This is a genomic window from Candidatus Fukatsuia endosymbiont of Tuberolachnus salignus (genome assembly GCF_964030845.1).
Lineage (GTDB): Bacteria > Pseudomonadota > Gammaproteobacteria > Enterobacterales > Enterobacteriaceae > Fukatsuia > Fukatsuia symbiotica.
In genome coordinates, this window is the sequence record NZ_OZ034983.1 from 1,002,665 (window position 1) to 1,025,515 (window position 22,851).

Consider the following 22,851-nt stretch of genomic DNA (forward strand, 5'->3'; position numbering starts at 1 on the left):
GGGTAACGATGACAGACCACTACTCTACACCAACAGTGAGACGAGCTATGCTGCCTGCCTTGATAAACTTAGCTAAATTCACACGCTCACCTTGATACTGAATACTGACTGCACTCGGCACGCCAACGGTCAGTTTATAAGGTGCCTTGCCAGATAAATTTAGTGTGGCTCCTTTTTTCTGTATGCCTCGGAACAATGTCTTACCGCTAATATCGATAACCTGTATCCAGCAATCCGCAGAAAAATTCATGAGCAAGTCGCTCTTTGATTCGAACGTGGCATCATTCGTGGATATGGATAAAGGCATCGCACTGTCTACGGAGGTTGTTCGATCCACCGCCACTGCCTCAGTGGAAGGTTCCGCCATGACTGTGTCAGATACCATAGCAATAGAGCCATTACCACTAGCACCCGTTGGAGAACCATTAAACGGCAGCAAGTTTTGCTTGGCCGCCACTGGCGTCACCCCAGCAAGGTTAGAAGCCAAAGGTACTTCATTTCTTTTGCCGCTAACAACATCACGATCGTCAGGCGGCGAAAGAGCAACGGATCCATCACCATGTGACCGTTGTGTAGTAGGCGATTGTATAACAGACGATTGTGCAGAAGGTAACGGCACAGAAGAAGACGATTGATTCACCATAGTCGTAATCTCTACCTGACGAATTTGATGATTTTGCCACCACCAAGCACAGGTTAGACCCAAAACAATCAGCACAATCAACCAGGTGAGGCCCATTAACCAGGTGTCACGTTTTTTACGTTTTTTACCTAATGAAACACCTCCCATCAAGGAAGATTTAGTTATCCCCCCTGCTACATCTTTCGTGGGCAGTGGTAATAACTCATCTTCTGGGATATGAACCAGTTTGGCATAAGAACGAATATAGCCACGTTGAAACGTTGAAGCCAGATTAGCTTGCATCTTGTCTTCTTCAATCTCCCGGACCGTAGACACCCTTAGGCACAGACGTTCTGCAACAGTCTGTTCTGTTAATCCTAATGCCTGGCGAGCTCGACGCAGGCGCGCACCTGTCGTCTCTGGAACAATGTTATCTTGGCCGGTTTCAGTATTCATGGGCGAGAAAATGCTGGTACTATTTGGATTGTGGGAAATTTCGCGCAAGCTGCTGGCCATAGCGTCGTACGCTATCCTGACGACCTGCCAATGCGGCGAAACGAATTTGTAACCATAAACTTTCAGCATTCGCTGGCAGAATATTTTGGTACACCTCTAGTAACAACTGTACTTTAGCACTGTTCCTTAGCGCCAAATGCCTTTCAGCTTCAACGAGCAACTGCTTTCCTTTACCAGGATCATACTGCAACGCACGACTTAAGCGCATCCGGGCTTGAGCATTCTGATTAGCCTGTAAAAAACAATAACCCGAATTTTCAAGACTATTTGCCACTTGACCTTCATCAGGAAACGCCGCAGATGCACTAAATTTCTGCTGTGCGGATACATACTGCCCTAAACCACACAAAAACGCACCGTAATTATTCAATACGACACCCTTTGCCGGAGCAAGTTTCATCGCCTTCTGATAGCGTAGCTCTGCCGCACGATTTTCGCCAACCCTTTGCTCATAAAGAGCCATCGCTAACTGAGCCTGATAATTCTGCGGATCAGCATGCAAAACCTTAGCAATATTCTGCCGAGCAGCATTGAAATCACCTTGCAGCAAATATTCTAGACCGAGTTGCAAACGCGTCTGCCCGGCGACCACTTGACGAGTTTTATCCTGTGATACTGAACAACCCGCTAATATGCTACTCGTTAAGTATATTGCCCACAGCCTATTTAGCTTCATGCTTTCCATCCTGTCCCTAGAGCTATATCACCCTTCAATAGACTTCTTGCAGAACCTCTGGTGCTCGTCATCTTCATATATTCGCGTCCCATGCAGTCACTGAGCGCCAGATGCCTTAACTTCGCATAACGAACTACGATTTTGCAAGAAGTCTACTCTCTTCCTCATCCTCAATAACAAGCGCAGAAAAATTTTAACACAGGTTAGATAGAAATCCGCGCCTTATCTCCTCGTCTTAATAGACTTCTTACAAAACCTACTACGTGCTATAAATTCTGCGTTACCTGGTGCTCGCAATCCTCATGTACTGTACCGTGCAGCTATTGCATGCCAAGTACCTTGACTTCGTAGCCCTCGCTACGGTTTTGCAAGAAGTCTAAGAACCTATTCCAAATCTTCTTAAGCGACGCTCAGACGAGGAAAAAATGGGCAAGAAAGCGCAGTTTACATAGAATAATGAGCATTTTGAGCCCATTTTTGACAAAGTATCAGTGAGCATAAAAGATTTCGAATAGGTTCTAACAACGTTCAAACTATTTTTATGCCGATAGTTTCAGCGGTAATTTTCTTTTTCAACGTTCGTTTTGTACGGTCAATCACCTCTCCCGCTAATTGACCACAAGCCGCGTCGATATCATCACCACGGGTTTTACGTACAATGGTAGTAAAACCATACTGCATTAACACCTTGGCAAAGCGATCCACACGGCTGTTGGAACTACGACCGTAGGGCGCACCTGGAAAAGGATTCCAGGGGATAAGATTAATCTTGCAAGGCGTATCTTTCAGGCAGTTAGCCAATTGATGGGCTTGTTCTATCCGATCGTTAATATCATCGAGCATGACGTATTCAACGGTAACACGCCCTTGGTTAGCATTAGATTTTGTTAGATAACGGCGCACAGCGGCTAAAAAAGTTGCGATATTATATTTACGGTTAATTGGCACAATTTCATCACGGATGTCATCCGTCGGGGCATGGAGAGAGATTGCCAAGGCCACATCGATCATATCACCAAGTTTATCCAACGCCGGTACGACACCAGAGGTCGATAAAGTGACACGGCGTTTAGACAGACCAAAGCCAAAATCGTCCATCATAATCTCCATCGCCGGTACCACATTATTCAGATTAAGTAACGGTTCTCCCATCCCCATCATGACGACATTGGTGATCGGACGGCGACCACTTGATTTCAAAGAGCCGATAATTTTAGCCGCACGCCATACTTGGCCGATAATTTCCGCGACTCGCAGGTTACGGTTAAATCCCTGTTGGGCGGTTGAACAGAATTTACATTCCAATGCACAACCTACCTGTGAAGAAACGCACAAGGTGGCACGGTCACCTTCCGGGATATAGACGGTTTCGATCTGCTGATCACCCACTTTAATCGCCCATTTGATAGTACCGTCCGCCGAGCGTTGCTCTTGCGCCACTTCAGGTGCGCGGATTTCTGTCATTTGTTGTAGCTTGGTGCGTAATACTTTATTGATATCGGTCATCTGCTCAAAATCATCGTAACAATAATGGTATATCCATTTCATCACTTGGTCGGCACGAAAGGGCTTTTCACCCATTCGGGCAAAAAATTCACGCAATTGTTGGCGATTTAAATCAAGTAAATTAATTTTAGCGCTAACCACAGTGGCAGTCTTGATCTGTCCAGATGGAGGCGTCACATCGGATAAAATAGGAGACGATAAAAATTGTTCGGGCATAAACGTCGTGACCTTGTTGAACGCTCCGGAAAATTAACTCATCCAGAGCGCAGAATGTTACAGATTAGCTACACGAGAAAATTTCATCTGCGGCAAAAAAATAAGCAATTTCACGTTGAGCCGATGCAACTGCATCAGAACCATGCACCGCATTAGCGGTAACACTATCAGCGAAATCAGCACGCAGCGTACCTGTCAGTGCCTGACTCGGGTCAGTCGCACCCATCATATCGCGGTGACGTTGCACCACATTTTCACCCTCCAGGACCTGGAGCATTATTGGCCCTGAGGTCATAGATGTAACCAACTCACCAAAGAATGGGCGACCTTTATGTTCCGCGTAGAAACCTTCTGCCTGATCTTGAGTTAAGTGCACCATCTTTGCTGCAATAATTTTGAATCCAGCCATCTTGAAACGCACATAAATGGCGTCAATAATATCTTTAGCAACGGCATCAGGTTTGATGATAGATAAGGTACGTTCAACAGCCATAACAACCTCTATTTGATTTTTAAGGGGATCCACGCCAATTGTTTCTTCGTCTGAGCTTCGTTCTCAACAATAGACTTCTTACAAAACCGTAGTGAGGGCTTGTGCAGTCAAGGCACCTGGAGCACGTACATGAGGATTGCGACCAGGTAACGTAGAATTCGCAGTAGGTAGTAGGTTTTGCAAGAAGTCTAACGTCGAATCAGCGTTAAGGGGAGCGGATTATATAGTAGACTTCTCATAAAACCTACTGCTTGACACGGGATCCCAGTGGCCTATTCAAAATAGTTATTAATCAACGGCACTTTTACAAGGTTTATTAAAATTCCCATATCACTCGAGCGTTAATGGCATTATCTTGCATTTTCGCGGCAAATTGACCCGAGTACCCTAGCCCTAAAGTGAATTTTTTACTGATCTTGACATCGATGCCGCTCGTTATCAACGTACTATCATCGGTAATGGGAACACCGATTATCTCAAAGGAAGTGGTGCTTTGGTCGCCAAAAGTGAGATTTGTCCTGGGTATAAGATCGCCAAACCCTCGCCGCCAGCCGATAGAACCATGGCCACTCACCGTCAAACCCAAAATATCAAAAGACGTCCGCGCTCTTAAACCCAAGCTTGAAAAAGCGACATGCTGGCTATTTTTATTACCAACCAATGCGCTCGCTCCCCCTGTCTCGGTAAATCCATCGCTGTATAAATTAATATGATCCAGGCTCACAAAAGGCTCAAACATGACCGAACCTGCTGTAATGGCATAACCCAGTTCACCTAAAAACTGCATTGTCCCTGCGTTATACCTGGATTGCGCACGCTCGCTAAAGCTAGGAAAGACAATCCGGCGATCAATATCAAGATGATGCCAGGTATAAGCGGCCCCCAGTCGCACAGCCAGTGCACCAAAACCTGTGCCGCCGTATAATGCCAAATGGTAATGATTGACGGAACCCGAATTATCAATCTGATTGGTATTAAAGAAGGTATGACCTAGCGCACCCGCGGCACCGACATGCCAGCGATCATTCAACACCATATCGCTACCCATAACAAACCCTGTGGTACGATAATTCACCGCGTTAGTATTCTCCCCCCCTTTTAAATTGCCTTTACCAGCCAGTACCTGCCCCCAAACGGTCGCCGTTTCCTGAACGGGATCACTACATGTTTCGTTGGGGATGAACGATTTATTTTGTTGTATTGACTGATCGTGAGACGCACAAACATGATAGGTCGCCGGATTGGGCATAAAATACTCCCCTCGAGTACGTGCCATCACCGTCTCTCTGGTGTAATGGCTATGAGCTAATAAAATACTCTGTGCACTGGCCTGAATCTCGCCGGATAAATGATCGAATGCAGTGCGAACAGAGGCCATATCAAGAGGCAATAAATGCCTATTAATCAGGGTTGTAGCATCGGCGTTATCCCGTGCTCGTGCCACGCTCTTCTGATTTCGCGTTTGTGCTGTTTGCTCGAAAGTCGTGTCGTTGCGCGACAAAGTAAGAAAAATACGATTAGCATCCTGACGTAAACTTGGCGTAAGAAACACCAAATCAGACGTTGTATCGACAAACATACCATTGAAACCGCCATCGGCAGTAAGAATGGTATATCGATTAACCAATTGATAACGACCTGGTGTCACTGCCACTTTGACAGCTGCACCAGATAGGGTGGCATTACCGGCAACATTGATGATGCCACTTTTTTGCGGAGTAACACGCACATCATAGAAAGATCCAGAGGAAAAATTAATATTACCGGCTACTCGTAAGCTATCAACGTACTCTTTCCTAGGGGGAGTAGGAGCAGCAAAAACGGGTGCCGCCAACAAAGCGGCAGCCCTGGCTGCATCCATCTCCTCTGAACGTTGCGAAACAACCTGCACATCATCATGATTATTATCATCAGCCCCTTCTACGACAGAACGAATATCACTGACGCGCTGTAAGTCATCAACGCGCTGATCCACAGGAGGAATGGGAGCAGCAGCAATAGGGGCCGCCAACAAAGCGGCAGCCCCGGCTGTATCCCTCTCCTCTGAACGTTGCGAAACAACCTGCACATCATCATGATTATTATCATCAGCCCCTTCTACGACAGAACGAATATCACTGACGCGCTGTAAGTCATCAACGCGCTGATCCACAGGAGGAATGGGAGCAGCAGCAATAGGGGCCGCCAACAAAGCGGCAGCCCCGGCTGTATCCCTCTCCTCTGAACGTTGCGAAACAACCTGCACATCATCATGATTATTATCATCAGCCCCTTCTACGACAGAACGAATATCACTGACGCGCTGTAAGTCATCAACACGCTGATCCACAGGAGGAATGGGAGCAGCAGCAATAGGTGCCGCCAACAAAGCGGCAGCCCTGGTTGTATCCCTCTCCTCTGAACGTTGCGAAACAATCTGCACATCATCGTGATTATTATCATCAGCCCCTTCTACGACAGAACGAATATCACTGACTCGTTGTAAGTCATCAACGCGCTGATCCACCGGAGGAATGGGAGCGGCAGAAACAGTGGCACCACTACCAATCGTCACATCTCTTATGGTGCCAGCAGCCTGGAAGGTGGCACCATTATTCACGTTAACCTCTGCATGAGCCAATGAACCTGTTACTTCAAGCGTACCCGCATTTACTACGGTCATACCACTATAAGTATTATTTCCTGCCAATACTAACACGCCATTTCCCTCCTTAACCAGGTTACCTATTCCGCTGATAACGCCGCCAAAAACATGTTTATTGGCATGATTAAATATCAGTGAACCATGATTAATAATGTCACCAACTAAGCTACCCGTAGTGCCACCATCACCAATCTGTAACGTACCGGCATTAATAGTAGTGTGACCGGTAAAGGTATTAGTACCACTTAGAATAGCTTTCCCCCTACCTGCTTTTATCAGCCCCCCGCTGCCACTGATCACGCCAGCAAAGGTTTGATTGCTGCCGTCGCCAAAGGTCAGAGTATGCTCACCCAAGTTCACGCCACTACCTGTTACCCCTATTAATGAACCTATAGTTTGATCGCCTGCTGCTGAGATATCCAACTGCGCCTCGGAGCCAGTGATATTCACCGCACTGTTTGCCGCAAAACTACCACCCGCTCCGAGCACCAGTACGCCATCATCCAAAACAGTAACACCGCCGTAATGATTAGCTGCATTCAACGTCAAGGTGCCGTTGCCAAATTTCGTTATCCCTCCGTCACCTGTCATCACCCCGTTCAATGTGAGATCTTTTCTACCCATTACTTTGAGATCAGTATTAAGCTCAATGGCATTATCTAACGTCATCTCGATCTTATTATCCAAGATTGCTGCTCCCCTGATGACCAACTTACCGCTGCCTAACGCCGCTGAACGACCCAGTAACAGCTCTCCGTCATACAAGATCGTATCCCCGCTATAGCTGTTAACCCCATTTAACGTAAGTGGCGCACCTGTTGATTTCGTTATCCCACCCGGCCCTGAAATAGGGCCATTTAATATCGCATAACGACCTGCTATATCGAGATCGGCTTTCAATTCAATAGCATTATCCAAATCCAACATCGGCATAGATCCCGTATCTAGCGTCGCCGATCCGGCTACCGTTAAAGCACCACTGCCTAACGCTGTTTGACTGCCAACCAATAATTTTCCGTCATTGAGGACGGTGCCACCGGTATAACGATTAGATGAGTTCAACGTCAGTGTGCCAGAACCGGATTTGGTTACCCCTCTGCCACCCCAAATTACACCATTCAATGTCAGATCGTGACTGCCATTTAGATGGAGATCCGCCCCGAGTTCGATGGGATTATCGAGTGCTAACCTGGTCGTGGTGTCCAGGGTCGCGGCACCCTCGACAGTCAAAATACCACTGCCCAGTGCTGTATCATTTCCAAGTAATAGTTTTCCGTTATTAAGGACAGTGCCACCGCTATAATCGTTAGGCTGATTCAATTTCAAAGCAACAGAACCTGACTTGATTATCTTCCCGATGCCGGTCATTATTCCGTTTAACGTCAAATCCTGACTACCTGCTACATTGAGATCGGCATTGAGTTCAATATTATTATCCAGCGTCAGCACCTTGAGGGTATCCAAACTTACCTCCTCTGCGCTGAGCTGCAATGCACCTCTGCCCAATGCGGTATGATGGCCAAGTAGCAGTTTTCCTTTGTTAAAGAGAGTACCCCCTTCATAGTGGTTAGCCGCATTCAATATCAGTGTGTTCGCACCTGATTTTATTATCCTCTTTGGCCCCAAAATCTCTCCATTCAGTGTCAAATCATGACTACCTACCAAGTTAAGATCCGCCTCCCATAATTTAATCTTATTACTCAACGTCAACTCAGTGGTGGTATCCAGACTGCCACCCTCACTCATCAGCATCAAGCTACCATGGCCTAATGCTGCATGATGGCCGAGCAGCAGTTTTCCACCATACAGCAAAATACCCCCTTCATGACTATTAGCCGCATTTAATCTCAGAGTAGCAGGGCCCTGTTTATCTATGTATTCACCGCCAGATATTACCCCGTTTAAAGTCAGATCGTGATCTCCTGCTATCTTGAGATCCCCTACGAGTTCGATAGGATTATTTAAGGTGAGTGGAGTCGTCGTCTCTAATGAGTTGAACATTCCATGGACAGTTAATGTACCGCTTCCTAGTGCAGCATCGTTACCCAGTGATAACATTCCGTTATCAAAAGAAGTACCGCCACTGTAACTATTAGCCGCATTCAACATTAAATGATTTATGCCAAATTTCGAGATCCCGCCGGTACCTGAAATTACCCCGTTTAAAGTCAGATCGTGATAACCTACCACCTTGAGATCCTTATTTAACACCATGGCATTATCTAGTGTTAACGGGATAGAGCTATTCAAAGTCAGATCTGTTTCTAACCTCACTACACCACTGCCCAATGCTGTATCGTTACCGAGTGTCAAACTCCCGTTACTTAGGATGGTACCACCACTGTAACTGTTAGCACCATTTAACGTCAGCAAAGCCGTCCCTCCTGTTTTTATCCCTTTAGTACCTGAAATGATACCCTTAAGCACCAGATTGCGACTGCCTCCCACGTTGAGGTCAGCATTCAAATTTATATCATTATTCAGTACTAGCGCTTGCCAATTATCCAGTATCGTCTCTCCATCGACTGCTAAAACGCCACTACCCAATGCCTTATTATCACCGAGAACCAGTTTTCCACCCGTGGTGAAGGTGCCACCGCTATAACTGTTAGCTGCGTTCAACGTCAGTGGTGAGGAAGTTAAATGTGTTATCCCTCCCGTGCCTGAAATTGTACCGTTCAACGTTAAATAACGACCCACCAAATTGAGACCGGCATTAAGTTTAAGATCATTTTTCAACCGCATTCCGCTTTGAGCATCAAGGGTCGAATGTCCTTCAACCGTCAAGGCACCACTGGACAGTGCTTCTTTGTGATTAAGGAATAACATTCCACGATATAAAAAACTACCACCGCTGTAGCTATTAGCCTCTGTTAATTCCAATAACTCACTACCGTATTTATGTATTCCCCCTTGGCCTGAGATCATCCCATTGATGATCATCGGATAATTGCCTGTCAGTGACAGATCCGCATTAAGCACGACGGCATTATTGAGTCCCATACCAAGCGTCGTATCCAGGAAAGTCGCACCCTCTACAGTCAAGGTACCGCTACCTAATGCTAACTGGCTGCCGAGAGTGATAATGCCGCCAGTCGCAAAAGTACCACCACGATAACGGTTAGAAGCATTCAATAGCAAATTAGAAGAGCCGGATTTCGTTAAACTACCGCTACCCATAATAGTCCCTAATAGCCGGAGTTCATTAGCACCTTGCACGGTTAACCCATTACTTTCTAAATGGATGTCATTCTCAAGACTAAGCTGGTCGGTACGTGTTTCCATCATGCCACCATTGGCGCTGATAATCCCCCTGCCAAAAGATGCAACATGATCAAAAAAAACCAAGCCGCCATTCAAGGTGGTATATTGAAACTCTTGCACGCCTGAAACAAGACAGTCACCGCTGTTAATATCCAAATGTTGAGGGTTATGAACAGCAGCATTCACCACAACACCTTTGGGTGGAATAAAAGGTTTAATGCTATTGACTCCCGGAGGCTCATTGCCATAACAGACTACTTGACCGCTTGAGGTGCTATTCAGTGAATATGCTGCTAATGCTGTAGTAAGACAAAAAATATCACTGGCTAACGCCAGTAAAATCGATTTTAGCATCAATTTAAATAATTCATTAAACCGATTAAATATATATTTATTATTTACAAAAAATATTAATAGACTCGCATTTTTTTTACTATTAATTTTAGAGGACTCCGTAGTCATGACTAAAACATCCTGTACTTTATTTCGTATCAAATAATAGCTTTTATTCATACTGTTCTTATTCTCCAAAAAATACAGCAGGCAATAGCTATCCAACTACATAAAATTTATTATGCAAAAAATTGAGAGGGATAAATTTTTAGTCGATGCTCAGATGATAAAAATAGATTATAAAATAATAAGACAACGGCAATAATATCAGCCTAGCCAGGATTGTATTATTGCTTTATCTTCCTATTCGTTAAATAAAAAATTTACTCACATAAATACAGTAAAGTTTAATAAAAGGTATTCGTCAAGCGGCTTAACACCATTGTATTGTTATAATCCACTGTCGTAATCTTTTTAGATAAAAAAATAGGATGAGAGATGAATTTATTACCCTAATATTAAAGATTATACTTATATAAATAAGGCCAAGCATAATCATGGCCTATTTATTTTTAATATGATAATAAAAAACTAATCTTGAGTATTTGATGGAGATCCATTTGATAATACCAAGGTGGTATCAGTTTTCACAGCTATGCTTGCACTTTCAATGGTCAATTTCACTTCAGGTGTCATCAGATGGCTCAGCATACGGTAAATTTGTAACGTCGTATCCATTCCGATGGAATTATCATTGTCACTCATAAAGTTTTCTTCACGTAACTTCGTTACTAGTGTTGTGAACACGGCTTTATCAAAAGACTCGGGAGCATTAATACCATGTAATACCGATAGACGTTGCGCCATAATACGGCTTTTTTTTTCTAAGACGCTTCGTGTTATTTGCGGATCCACACTGAGTAAAAAAAAGGTAATGGCATAGCGTTGTAATGTTTCACGCACTCCGGCGGCTAACAGTTGTAACGGACGGATACGTGCCACATTTGCTATTAACTGATTATCGGTATCACAAATTAACTGTTGACGAACCAATTCATCAAACAAAGTATCCAGTATCTGCGGTAACTGCTCTTTACTGTAATGCAAAAAGAGTTCAGCTTGCAGCATAGGATAAATTATTTCTATTTGACGCAGTATTTCTACTCGCGTAATACCATTGTGGTGAATGACCATACTAGCAATCAATGAAGGCAGTACCAGCAAATGCTGAATATTATTACGATAATAAGTCATCAACACAGCTTGCTCAGGTGGCAAAATCACAATTTCGCCGATGTTGTCTTGCTCTAACTCAAACTTATTCATCTTTAATGCATGATCAAGCAATTCTTGCGGCGTTTTATCCGGTACAGTGACGTCATGAGCGTAGGGCACATAACGCAAAAGTTGTAAATAACAATCAAGCTGTTCAAGCAGCTGACCACGTGCCAATGAACGCTGACGCGAGGCTAACAGCGCAGTCGAACATAAATTCATCGCATTGGCGGCGGCAGCATTGTTGATCCTCACCATAATCTGGCTTGCTAGATCATTCACTACCGACGTCAGCCAACTCGGACGTGGTGCCTCAATAGGGTCAATGGATTCACGCCATTGAGGGATATGGTGATTAAGATAAGTCATCAACGATAAAGGTTCACCAAAATTCACGTAGCCTTGCCCCAGATTACGCAATTTGCGCAGACCACGTATCATTTGCAGCAGGTTTTCTTTCTCTTTGGCTGCGCCACGCAATTCTTTGGCGTAAGTGCTCACTTCCATCACATGCTCGTAGCCAATATAAATTGGCACCAGTGTAATAGGACGTGTCCCCCCCCGTAACATGGCCTGAATAGTAATAGATAGAATGCCTGTTTTAGGTTCCAGTAAACGCCCTGTACGAGAACGCCCTCCTTCAAGAAAATATTCTACCGAATAACCACGGGTAAAGAGTTCGCTAAGATATTCACAAAATACCGTCGAATAAAGTTTATTGCCTTTAAAAGAACGGCGGATAAAGAACGCCCCCAAACGGCGAAAAATTGGCCCCGCAGGCCAAAAATTCAGATTAACTCCCGCCGCGATATGGGGTGGCACCAAACCTTGGTGATAAAGCACATAGGAGAGCAGTAAATAATCCATATGACTACGATGACAGGGCACATAGACTATCTCATGCCCATCCTGTGCCAACTGGCGTACCCGTTCGGCATTGTGGACATTAATCCCCTGATAGAGACGATTCCAAGTCCAACTCAATACACGATCGGAAAAACGTACCGCCTCATAAGAAAAATCAGCAGCGATTTCTGCCATCAGTAGCATGGCGTTTTGCTGCGCTTGTTCATAAGAAATTTTTTTTATACGTACTTCATCCAATAGCGCTTTTTCAATAGCTTTAGAAGACAGCAATTTGTTGAACAGATCTTGACGAACCGGTAAGCTTGGTCCAACCGCAGCCAAACGTTGTCGGGAAAAATGCATATTGGCTACCCGAGCCAATTTATGAGCGATGGTTTTATCTGTACCGTGCTCATCCGCCATATAGCGCAATGACACTTTGTTTGAAAAACGAACAAAGCTGTCACGACCTAGCCACAATAAAGCAAAGAATTTTTGTATGCCATTAAGTAAACGTAGTGTGCCATGTTGCTCACGACCTGGTGAACGCCCAAACATCACCGAGACCGGCAACATTTGTACATCCAATTCAGGGTTATTGCGATGCAGATCTAAATAATCGTGAAACAACTTCACCGATTCCTGTTTAAAACGACAATCAGGCGCCGCTCTAGAACCCCTGGCAATGAAAACATAGCTGGGGAGTTGCCTACCATCCATTTCTAAGGGATCTAAGGGATCAGGCAAATCTTGCGCCAAACACTGCGTCCGTAACGTCAGCAAATCAGCTTTAGAATAATAAGGCAACACGTACAGAACAGGACATAAGGGATCCAGACCTAATTCTGTCAGCGGATCTGCCGGAATAACCCTGCTTTTTACCCAAAAATTAAGTGGTAAGTTCAGTAACTTATAGTATATTTTACGCCAACCTGACATAACAAGGTAAAGCCTCTCGTTAGCAATTCAGCACAAGGATACCAGAAACCGCCAGTGAAGGTTACGACTCAACGACGATAAGGGCTTATTAATTGATGAAAAATCAGACAGCAGCATTAATCCGTCTCTACAGAGCTGCCCACTATTCGGTAAAAGGATTACGGGTGGCGTGGAAAAATGAAGCGGCTTTTCGCCAAGAAACTGTAGCGGCTATTGCCGCCATCATAGTTGCCTACTGCCTCGATTTGACGATAATCGAACGTGTTTTATTGATAGGATCGGTGATACTGGTCATCATCGTTGAAATAATAAACAGTGCCATTGAAGCGGCTGTTGATCGTATTGGTAGTGAATTACATCCACTGTCAGGTCAGGCGAAAGATATGGCTTCGGCGGCAGTCTTGTTGGCTATTTTATTGGCTTTCTTTGTTTGGATAAGTATTTTAATTTGATATGAGATAAGCGAACACAACAGATTTCAAACAGATTCGATAATTCCAGCTTCGTGCTACAATCACCTTATTATTTGTATCGCCGAGTGCGGCGTATTGTGCGCCAGCATGGTTTTTGTCGCCCAAGCGACTTGTTTATATCTGAGCATAAAACGATGTTTGAAAATTTAACTGATCGATTGTCAGGCGCAATGCGCAATATCAGCGGCCGTGGTCGACTGACAGAAAAAAATATTAAAGATGCCCTACGTGAAGTCCACGTGGCACTACTCGACGCTGATGTGTCTTTGTCAGTGGTACAGGCTATTATTAGCGAAATTACAAAACATGCTCTGGGCAAAACCGTCAATAGAGGCTTTACGCCAGGTCAAGAACTGATAAAAATAGTCAAACGTGAATTGACCTCAGCAATGGGTGATGCCAACAGCGAGTTAAATCTCGCTGCCCAACCTCCTGCCGTCGTGTTGGTGGCAGGACTACAAGGTGCAGGTAAAACCACCAGTGTAGCTAAACTGGGAAAATTTCTTAAAGCAAAACACAAGAAAAAGGTGTTGGTCGTATCGGCTGACGTTTATCGGCCGGCGGCGATACAACAGTTAGAAAGATTAGCGCAAGAAGTAGAGATTGATTTCTACCCATCTCATGAACAGGAAGAACCGATTGATATTGTTAACCGTGCCTTGGAACGAGCAGAGATCCAGTTCTACGATGTGCTGATCGTCGATACAGCAGGTCGTCTGCACGTTGATGACGCAATGATGGACGAAATCAAAAAATTACATACCGCAGTGAATCCGGTAGAAACCTTATTTGTGGTTGATGCCATGACGGGTCAAGATGCTGCTAATATCGCTACGGCGTTTAACCAGGCTTTGCCTCTCACCGGGGTAGTATTAACTAAAGTCGATGGCGATGCACGTGGTGGAGCCGCTTTGTCTATCCGCCATCTCACAGGCAAACCAATTAAATTTCTCGGTGTCGGTGAAAAAACCGATGCATTAGAGCCATTTTATCCCGATCGCATAGCCTCACGTATTCTTGGCATGGGTGACGTACTGTCGCTAATAGACGATATTGAAAGCACAGTCAATCAAGCTCAAGCTAAAAAAATGGCGACCAAGCTGAAAAAAGGCCACGGATTCGATCTGAACGACTTCCAGGAACAGCTAAAGCAAATGCGCAATATGGGTGGCGTGAACAATATGTTGAATAAAATGCCCGGTATAGGCCAATTATCTGGCAACATAAAATCACAGATGGATGATAAAATGACGGTACGTATGGAAGCTATCATTAATTCAATGACACTCAAAGAACGTGCTAAACCAGAAATCATCAAAGGTTCTCACCGGCGCCGTATCGCCAGTGGATCAGGCGTACAAGTGCACGATGTCAACGTTTTATTGAAACAATTCGATGATATGCAACGCATGATGAAAAAGATGAAGAATGGAGGCATGACGAAAATGATGCGCAGCATGAGGGGCATGATGCTACCGGGCTTCCTCGGTCGTTAACAGGGATCGAGGATGAGGAGCCTTAAGAAAGTCGAGCTTTAGATTGCTTTTTGCACCGAAATCAGTAGAATTCTGAGGCTTTTTGTATTGGAACAGGATCCCGCTTCTAGGCAGGATCTCGTTATTTTGTTAATTAAAGAGGATGTTATGGTAACCATTCGTTTGGCTCGTGGCGGTGCTAAAAAGCGGCCGTTTTACCAGGTTGTCGTCGCTGACAGCCGTAATGCGCGTGATGGTCGCTTCATCGAGCGTGTCGGCTTTTTTAATCCGCTAGCTCCATTGGCACAGGGTCGTACTGAACTTTTGCGTTTAAACGCAGATCGCATCGAACACTGGCTGCGTAAAGGTGCTACCGTTTCCGCGCGGGTGTCTGGAATGGCAATTTCGGAAACACTGAAAGTAAAAGATCTTGTAAGAAACGTGCTCATTAGCGGAAAAAAGGAAAAAGAAGCTAAAGAGTCTGTCGATCCCGCTAATTTACTTGAAAAAGCAGATAGAGAAACAGCTGATGCCGTTATCGATGTTGCCATAAAGGCAGCCAACAAAGCTAAAAATGCAGCTAAAAAAGCCGCTAATAATGAGTCTATAGCCAAAAATGCAGCAGCAGAAGCTAATGCAACGACAGCTAAGAAGGCCGCTGAAAAAGCCGCTAATACCGCTGATGTAGCTAAAAAAGCTGCTGAAAAAGCCGCAAGCGTAGCTAAAAAAGCCGTTGAAAAAGCAACAGAAAAAATGTCTGCTCCAGCTAAAAAAGCCGCTGAAAAAACGGAAAAATTATCTCTAGAAGCCGCTAATGCAGCTACAAAGGCTGTCGATGCAGCAATGAAAGCGGCCGATGCAGCTAAAAAAGCCGCTTGATTCGTCACGTTAAGGTGGTGGCATGAGCAAACAACTTAATTCTGTCGTCTCTACGCAGCCGATTGTTCTCGGTAAAGTGGGATCGGCTTACGGTATTCACGGTTGGCTCAGAGTGTTTTCATTCACCGAAAATGCTAACAATATTTTTGATTATCAACCTTGGTTTGTCCAACAAGCAAGTCAGTGGCGGCATCTCGAACTAGAGAGCTGGAAGTACCACAACCGAGATCTTATCATCAAAGCAAAAGGTGTCGATGATCGAGAAGCCGCGAGTCAACTCACTAACCTAGAGATTATAGTTGATGCGCCACAGCTTCCCCCTTTAAGTGATGGTGAATACTATTGGAAAGACCTTATTGGTTGTCAGGTAGTGACCACGTCTGGTTATCAACTAGGTAAAATCGTCGATATGATGGAAACCGGTTCTAACGATGTGATGGTAGTGAAAGCAAACCTGAAAGATGCATTTGGCATCAAAGAACGTTTGATCCCATACCTTGATGAGCAAGTCATAAAACAAGTCGATATCGCGGCTCAACGGGTTGAAGTAGATTGGGAGCCTCATTTTTGAGTACCGAACTAAGTCAGTATGATGAGGCAAACCAGGCTAAGCAAAGCAAAACGAGGTGGATTGGTGTTGTTAGCCTGTTTCCTGAAATGTTTCGCGCAATAACCGATTACGGAGTAACAGGTCGAGCGGTGAGAAAAGGGTTGTTAGAGATAGCCTGTTGGAACCCACGTGATTTCACTTCCGACCAACATCGTACCGTAGATGACCGTCCTTATGGCGGTGGACCGGGGATGCTCATGATGGTACAACCGTTGCGTGCAGCTATCCGTGCAGCCAAAGAAAAGGCTAGCCTAGCAGCCGAAGTGATTTATCTATCACCTCAAGGGCGCAAACTAGACCAACAAGGTGTTATTGAGCTGACAGCTTATCAGAAGATAATTCTGGTGTGTGGGCGCTACGAAGGGATAGATGAACGCGTGATCAAAACAGAAATTAACCAGGAATGGTCGGTGGGTGATTACGTTCTCAGTGGTGGTGAGTTACCGGCAATGACATTGATTGATTCAATCTCCCGCTTTATACCGGGTGTTTTAGGTCATCGAGCCTCAGCCGAAGAAGATTCTTTTGTTGATGGATTGCTAGACTGCCCACACTATACCCGTCCTAAAATGTTAGATGGAATGGAAGTCCCTCAAATCCTACTGTCGGGCAACCATGCTGAGATCCGTCGCTGGCGTTTAAAGCAGTCGTTGGGTCGTACCTGGCTAAGAAGGCCTGAACTTCTGGCAAGCCTAGCTCTGACTGACGAGCAAATGGTGCTGCTGGCTGAGTTCCAACAGGAGCATGAAACCCTCAGCAAGAGAACTTGCGTAGTAGAGCCATGCAATAAAACCATGTAGGGGCGTGTTGTGTACTAAGAATCTGTTCCAAATCTTCTTGAGCAACGCTCAGACGAGGAAGAAATGAGCGAAAAAGCGCAGTTTACTCTTTGTATGCAACAAAAAGGGAGTAAATGAGCATTTTGAGCGCGTTTTTGACGAATTACTTGACCAAAACACGACGAGCACAAGAGATTTCGAACAGGTTCTAAGGTGCCAACTAGCCTGATATATCAGTTTACCTAGGATAAGAGAGTTAATTATGAGCAACATTATTAAACAGATTGAACAAGAACAAATGAGGACGAACCTACCTGCATTCCGTCCTGGTGACACTGTGGAAGTTAAGGTAAAGGTGGTTGATGGTGAAGGAACCAAATCACGACCAAAAAATACAGAACGTTTGCAGGCATTCGAAGGTGTCGTTATCGCCATTCGCAACCGTGGCCTGCACTCCGCATTCACCGTGCGTAAAATTTCCAAGAGTGTGGGCGTTGAACGCGTGTTTCAAACCCACTCTCCCATCATCGACAGCATTGAGGTGAAGCGCTGTGGTGCCGTTCGTAGAGCCAAATTGTACTACCTACGTACACGTACTGGTAAATCGGCACGTATCAAAGAGGATCTTAGCCGAAAACGTAACGCTAGCTGATGTTGCATAGCCAACCCCTGGCCGAGATAGCTCGCCTAAGAGCCTGTTTCAAATCTTCTTGAGCGACGCTCAGACGAGGAAAAAACGCGCGAAAAAGTGTAGTTTACTCTTTGTATGCAACAAAAAGGGAGTAAGTGAGCATTTTGAGCGCGTTTTTGACGAACCTATACAGCTACAACCTCTTCTTCAAGAGACGTGTTAACAAAGCCACGTAATCCAACCACATGAACGTGTTCATGATTATTAAATACTTTTCGCACCAATTTGTACGTTGTACCTTTTTCGGGACTGATATTTTCTGGTGCTGCAATAATTAACTGCATTTCCAATCGTGCACATAATTCAAACAGCGTGGCGATAGATTTGGCATCCAATCGAGCAGCTTCATCAAGGAAGAGTAAACGACAGGGTGAAATATCTTTGCCCCGTAAACGCCGTGATTCTTCTTCCCAACTTTGCACGACCATAACAAGAATCGACATACCTGTACCTATCGCTTCACCTGTTGATAATGCACCACTTTCCGCTTTTAGCCAACCATCAGCGCCACGGTAAACTTCCACCGTCAATTCCAGATAATTGCGATAATCTAATAGTTCTTCACCGACCGTCTGCGGCAAACGCTGCCCCATATCCACCTGAGGATTGAGGCGCTGATACAATTTTGCTAATGCTTCAGAAAAAGTTAAACGATTACTGTTAAACAGATCCTGATGTTGTTCTTGCTGCTCAGAAAGTACTTCCAGTAAGCTAGCATGAGCTTCACGTATATTTACATGAAGCCGTACACTTTTTACCTGACCAAAGGAAACGGTTTGCAAGCCCTGGTTTAACATACGGATCCGATTTTGTTCCCGTTGAATGGTTTTACGGATAATATTAGCGACGCTTTTACAACTGATGGCTAGTTTTTGCTCACGTGTAGTTAATTCTTCAGTCAAGCGTCCCAATTCAATTTCCATTTGCTCGATAGCTTCCACCGGATCATCGGTGTGGATAATATCCTGACGGATACGTTCCCGTAAATGCTGGTAAACAGCAATATAGAAAGCAATTTTTCGCTCTGGATGTTTAGGATCTTCCGATAAACGTAGTACATCACGCAGATGCTCATTGTCAGCGACCGCCAGCCGTAATGCACCTAGCGCTTTATCCGACATCGAACGAAGCTCATCCGCCCCCCTATAGGCCAGCTCACGGCGGTGCAGGCGGCGTTCAATACCGTTGTCTTTCACCATGCTCATAATCCGACACCAGCCCGCTTTTGCATTAACAATTCGTTCCCGCATCTGACGGTAATCGCGTTCTAATTTGCCTTGCTTTTTCTGTAAATTATCCGTCTCTGCCTCAGAGTACATCAGCTGTTTTTCTAACTGATTACGTTGTAAACGATTGTCACGAAGCGCTCTATGCAATTCATCGCGATGCCTCGAAGCACGTTCGTAAGCATTGATATCGGCCTGTATACCACTATCCTGTAACTCCTGAGCGAGCTCTTTCAACACTTCTTTTTTGGTATCATAAGAACTTTTCAACGATGCTAGAACTTGATTGTACTGGGTAAATTGAACCTGATACTCTCGCCATCGTTCACGAGCACGGGTACGTGCTGTTTCCGCATGTTCAAGACGTTGGCGCAATCCGTCATTAAGATCTGCATTTTCTATTAACATACCAGCCGAATCACTGTAGCTAAAGTGAACTCGCCGTTGCACCACTTCAGTTAAAGCAAATGTTTGTTGTTTGGCTTGCTGCTGCTGCTGCTTCGTTTGTAGGTAATCTGCCTGCAACTGTTTGTGTTGCTGTGGATCACTTTGTAATACTGCAAGCAAAGGCTCCAATTTAGCTAAAGATTCACCATGTTGCTGAATATGACGAGCAGCGAGGCCAGCCACTGCCTGCTCAGCGGTCATTTTTTCTACACGGTGTTGCAACCCATCGTCAAGCAGTAAAGAAACGAAAGGGATCAATTTATTAAGGGAAGAAATTGCTTCTTTTGCCCGTTCAAGCTGTTGTTGATGTTGCTGATTCTGATTTTCATGGGTAGTTAAATTACGTTCTACTTCAGTACGTCGAATATTAAGCAACCGAATTTCCGCTTCTGGATCAGTATCAAAAACAACAGACAGGTGAGTACCAATAAAATGACTGCATGCCTGATGCACACGCTGAATTTTTTGTACGTCAAACGACAGCAGAGCGTAGCGCTGAGCTAAGTTAGCTCGCTCCAAATATAACACTTCAAGGTGATTTTCACGGGCGGCACGACCAAATAACGGCATTTTGGGATAGCAAGAATAACGCCATTGGCGATCAGCGATTTTCACTAGTACCGCTTTTCCATGCTCTTCTACAGTGAAAACATCGTTATTGAACGATTGAGGATCCCCTTCGATCAGATAAAGATCTTCTGGACAATCTTCTAGATTTTGCAGTTGTCCCACTAACAACGATAGATCTGGCACGACAATGCCATAACGTGCAGGGCCATAAAGGGCAGAAAAATAGGCAGCGTCGTCAAGGGTAATGTCGTCATAAATTTCTGATAACAGCACGCCACCAAAACGCTCTGCGAGTACGAGTAATCGTGGATCTTCCGCCCCATTTGGCTGGTTCAAACGTTCAATCTGTATTTCAATTTCACGTTGCTTATTCGCTACTGTGTCGCGTTCAATCGTGATTTTACGTTCATATTCAAACAATTGCTGCATGTACTCCGTCATCTGAGCACTATTTTCCAATACATGCCACTCGCTGTGATGGCGCCACAGCGCTAATATTCGCTTTCTCTGCTCATTGAGCTGATGCAACGCATCCTGTGCCACCAACCAGATGGGCGCGCGGGCAGTTAACGTGGCAATTTTTTGTTTAATTTGCTCCAACTCTTGACGTATTTCCATACGACGTTCTGCCACGTCGTTGACTCCGAGTGAGAGTGTAGCAACTTGTTGCTCCAATTCACGTTGCAGATCTACCAGCTCTTCGGGTTGATACTGCTGCTCCTGATCTTTACAAAATTCTTGCAACATCCGTTCGACATCCCGTTGAGCACGCAAACGCTGGTCCAATTCGGATAAAGCGATATGTAATGGCTGTACACGCTCCGCCAGATGTTGTTGTGCCGGCCAATCGCGTAATAACTCACGCGCACTTTGCCAGGCCTGAGCACGATCTACCTGCCCAGCGATATTGATCACGAGTTGATAAGCCTGCTCAAACTGGCTGTGAGCAACCTCTGCCACACTCAGTTTTTGCTCAATCTGAAGTAAAGCGGCAGTTTTTTCTTGATCGACAGCATGAAAAGTTGCCAACCAGTGTTCAGCATTATCGGCTGCCAGTTCGGGCAACTGGCACAGTGTGCGAGCACGATCCAATGCTTGCAACGCCTGTTGATACTGAATGGCACGGGTCTGTTGCACATCCAACGCCTGTTGGTAGTCCGCCAATTGATTTTTTAGTTCATCGACTTCTTGCTCTGCAGCTTCAGCTTTTGCTTCATTTGCTGCTTGCTGATCCGCCGCATCAGCCATCACTGCACCTTGTTCTTCCAGTCGATAAGCTAACTCTTCTAAATCGCTCTGATAACGTTCGATTTTCTCCTGCTGACGTAGGACTGTTTGCACCAGATTCAAATGATCGCTGGCAGCTTGATGATCCGCTTCCAAAACTGACTCTGAGCTACTTTTTTCTGCCAATTCGCGCACCATCTCAACATAACGATACTGTTCCACCTGCAGTTTTTGACGGTTGCTAAACAGCTCTCCCCGTAGAACCAGGCTACTATCAAGATGAATACGCCGTTCATTGGCATGGCGCATATAATCGGCAGCGACGTAATGTGTCGATTCTGTAATCAAGTGTTTAAATAGATCCCTGTCCGACTGAGTAGTACGTATCGCCTCCAATGTCATGCGGTTTTCCCGCAATGCCGCTTCCATGTCCTGAAAAGCTTTACGCACACCGCTATTTTCCGGTAACAGGTAATCCCGCAGTGAGCGTGTGATGGCACTGGAAATACCACCGTATAAAGAGGCCTCTATCAATCGATAAAATTTACTGCGATCAGACGCAGAACGCAGCCGTTTTGGGATCACACCCAAATCAAACATCAAAGAGTGGTAATCAGTAATCGAATTAAACTGCTTAAATTGTACCCCTTCTATCTCCTCAAGGCGCACTTTCAGCTCAGCTAAGGTGAGAACTCGTGCCTGACGTTGACTCAGTATTTCCGTCAGTATTTGTGTTGGCTGAAGCGTGATCGGCAATCCCTGAATGGTAAAGGGTTTAATATCAACCTTACGATCCCGCCCCACCACCTGTTGTAAACGCACGCCCAGCAATATCCGTTGATGACGCGAATTCACAACATCCAGAGTGGCATAACAGACTCCAGCACGCAATTTGCCGTGTAAACCTTTATCACGCGAACCCGTGGTAGCACCGGCTTCCGTGGTATTACGAAAATGCAGTAAGGTCAGATCCGGGATCAAGGCGGTGACAAAAGCAGCCATAGTCGTGGATTTACCCGCACCGTTACCGCCTGATAAAGTGGTGACTAATTCATCCAGATCGAAAGTGCGAGCAAAAAAACCATTCCAGTTAACCAATGTCAGTGAGCGAAACTTACCTCGTTCGATTATGCCTGATTCAATC

At 45.1% G+C, this 22,851-nt stretch carries 12 protein-coding genes and 1 pseudogene; 6 read left to right on the top strand and 7 right to left on the bottom strand.

Annotated features, from left to right (window positions below; all coding sequences use genetic code 11):
- Positions 1–19: 19 nt before the first annotated feature.
- The 6 genes from rodZ to plsB all read right to left on the bottom strand — a co-directional run bounded on the left by rodZ (position 20) and on the right by plsB (position 13,330).
- Positions 20–1,078 (bottom strand): cytoskeleton protein RodZ, encoded by a 1,059-nt coding sequence (gene rodZ, locus AAHH42_RS04920; RefSeq protein WP_072550096.1) that lies wholly within the window; start codon positions 1,076–1,078, stop codon positions 20–22.
- 19 nt (positions 1,079–1,097) lie between these two features.
- Positions 1,098–1,814 carry a type IV pilus biogenesis/stability protein PilW gene (gene pilW, locus AAHH42_RS04925; RefSeq protein WP_342221787.1) on the bottom strand — a complete coding sequence of 239 codons (717 nt, stop codon included), beginning with the start codon at positions 1,812–1,814 and terminating at the stop codon, positions 1,098–1,100.
- Between the two features lie 528 nt (positions 1,815–2,342).
- Positions 2,343–3,536, bottom strand: coding sequence for a bifunctional tRNA (adenosine(37)-C2)-methyltransferase TrmG/ribosomal RNA large subunit methyltransferase RlmN (locus tag AAHH42_RS04930; RefSeq protein ID WP_072550098.1), 1,194 nt, complete (start codon positions 3,534–3,536; stop codon positions 2,343–2,345).
- Between the two features lie 64 nt (positions 3,537–3,600).
- The gene (gene ndk, locus AAHH42_RS04935; RefSeq protein ID WP_072550099.1) at positions 3,601–4,029 is read right to left on the bottom strand and encodes a nucleoside-diphosphate kinase; all 429 of its coding nucleotides are present in this window, start codon (positions 4,027–4,029) and stop codon (positions 3,601–3,603) included.
- A 316-nt stretch (positions 4,030–4,345) separates the two neighbouring features.
- Positions 4,346–10,291: an autotransporter domain-containing protein gene (locus tag AAHH42_RS04940; RefSeq protein WP_342221788.1), complete on the bottom strand. Its 5,946-nt coding sequence runs from the start codon at positions 10,289–10,291 to the stop codon at positions 4,346–4,348.
- Between the two features lie 570 nt (positions 10,292–10,861).
- Entirely contained in the window at positions 10,862–13,330 is a 2,469-nt protein-coding gene (gene plsB / locus AAHH42_RS04945) for a glycerol-3-phosphate 1-O-acyltransferase PlsB (protein WP_342221789.1), read from the bottom strand.
- 95 nt (positions 13,331–13,425) lie between these two features.
- On the opposite strand from plsB, the gene AAHH42_RS04950 reads away from it, so the two are divergent.
- From AAHH42_RS04950 to rplS, 6 genes and pseudogenes are all read left to right on the top strand, one after another.
- Positions 13,426–13,782, top strand: coding sequence for a diacylglycerol kinase (locus tag AAHH42_RS04950; protein WP_072550102.1), 357 nt, complete (start codon positions 13,426–13,428; stop codon positions 13,780–13,782).
- A gap of 155 nt (positions 13,783–13,937) precedes the next feature.
- A complete protein-coding gene (gene ffh / locus AAHH42_RS04955; RefSeq protein ID WP_342221790.1) occupies positions 13,938–15,299 on the top strand; it encodes a signal recognition particle protein in 1,362 nt (453 codons plus the stop codon).
- Between the two features lie 147 nt (positions 15,300–15,446).
- A pseudogene (gene rpsP / locus AAHH42_RS04960) lies at positions 15,447–15,671 on the top strand (30S ribosomal protein S16); the annotation flags it as partial.
- Positions 15,672–16,179: 508 nt separating this feature from the next.
- On the top strand, positions 16,180–16,728 hold the full coding sequence (gene rimM / locus AAHH42_RS04965) for a ribosome maturation factor RimM (protein ID WP_072550103.1): 549 nt from the start codon (positions 16,180–16,182) through the stop codon (positions 16,726–16,728).
- 86 nt (positions 16,729–16,814) lie between these two features.
- Positions 16,815–17,567 (top strand): tRNA (guanosine(37)-N1)-methyltransferase TrmD, encoded by a 753-nt coding sequence (gene trmD / locus AAHH42_RS04970; RefSeq protein ID WP_240313917.1) that lies wholly within the window; start codon positions 16,815–16,817, stop codon positions 17,565–17,567.
- A 241-nt stretch (positions 17,568–17,808) separates the two neighbouring features.
- A complete protein-coding gene (gene rplS / locus AAHH42_RS04975; protein ID WP_072550105.1) occupies positions 17,809–18,198 on the top strand; it encodes a 50S ribosomal protein L19 in 390 nt (129 codons plus the stop codon).
- A 164-nt stretch (positions 18,199–18,362) separates the two neighbouring features.
- On the opposite strand, the gene mukB is transcribed toward rplS, so the two are convergent.
- On the bottom strand, positions 18,363–22,838 hold the full coding sequence (gene mukB / locus AAHH42_RS04980) for a chromosome partition protein MukB (protein WP_342222014.1): 4,476 nt from the start codon (positions 22,836–22,838) through the stop codon (positions 18,363–18,365).
- Between the last annotated feature and the right edge of the window lie 13 nt (positions 22,839–22,851).

What these genes read in the sequence shown, in the direction of transcription:
- rodZ (WP_072550096.1), bottom strand. Translation starts at nt 1,078, where the DNA reads ATGAATACTGAAACCGGCCAAGATAACATTGTTCCAGAGACGACAGGT.
- AAHH42_RS04940 (WP_342221788.1), bottom strand. Translation starts at nt 10,291, where the DNA reads ATGCTAAAATCGATTTTACTGGCGTTAGCCAGTGATATTTTTTGTCTT.
- AAHH42_RS04950 (WP_072550102.1), top strand. Translation starts at nt 13,426, where the DNA reads ATGAAAAATCAGACAGCAGCATTAATCCGTCTCTACAGAGCTGCCCAC.
- plsB (WP_342221789.1), bottom strand. Translation starts at nt 13,330, where the DNA reads ATGTCAGGTTGGCGTAAAATATACTATAAGTTACTGAACTTACCACTT.
- rimM (WP_072550103.1), top strand. Translation starts at nt 16,180, where the DNA reads ATGAGCAAACAACTTAATTCTGTCGTCTCTACGCAGCCGATTGTTCTC.
- ndk (WP_072550099.1), bottom strand. Translation starts at nt 4,029, where the DNA reads ATGGCTGTTGAACGTACCTTATCTATCATCAAACCTGATGCCGTTGCT.
- ffh (WP_342221790.1), top strand. Translation starts at nt 13,938, where the DNA reads ATGTTTGAAAATTTAACTGATCGATTGTCAGGCGCAATGCGCAATATC.
- AAHH42_RS04930 (WP_072550098.1), bottom strand. Translation starts at nt 3,536, where the DNA reads ATGCCCGAACAATTTTTATCGTCTCCTATTTTATCCGATGTGACGCCT.
- trmD (WP_240313917.1), top strand. Translation starts at nt 16,815, where the DNA reads ATGTTTCGCGCAATAACCGATTACGGAGTAACAGGTCGAGCGGTGAGA.
- rplS (WP_072550105.1), top strand. Translation starts at nt 17,809, where the DNA reads ATGAGCAACATTATTAAACAGATTGAACAAGAACAAATGAGGACGAAC.
- pilW (WP_342221787.1), bottom strand. Translation starts at nt 1,814, where the DNA reads ATGAAGCTAAATAGGCTGTGGGCAATATACTTAACGAGTAGCATATTA.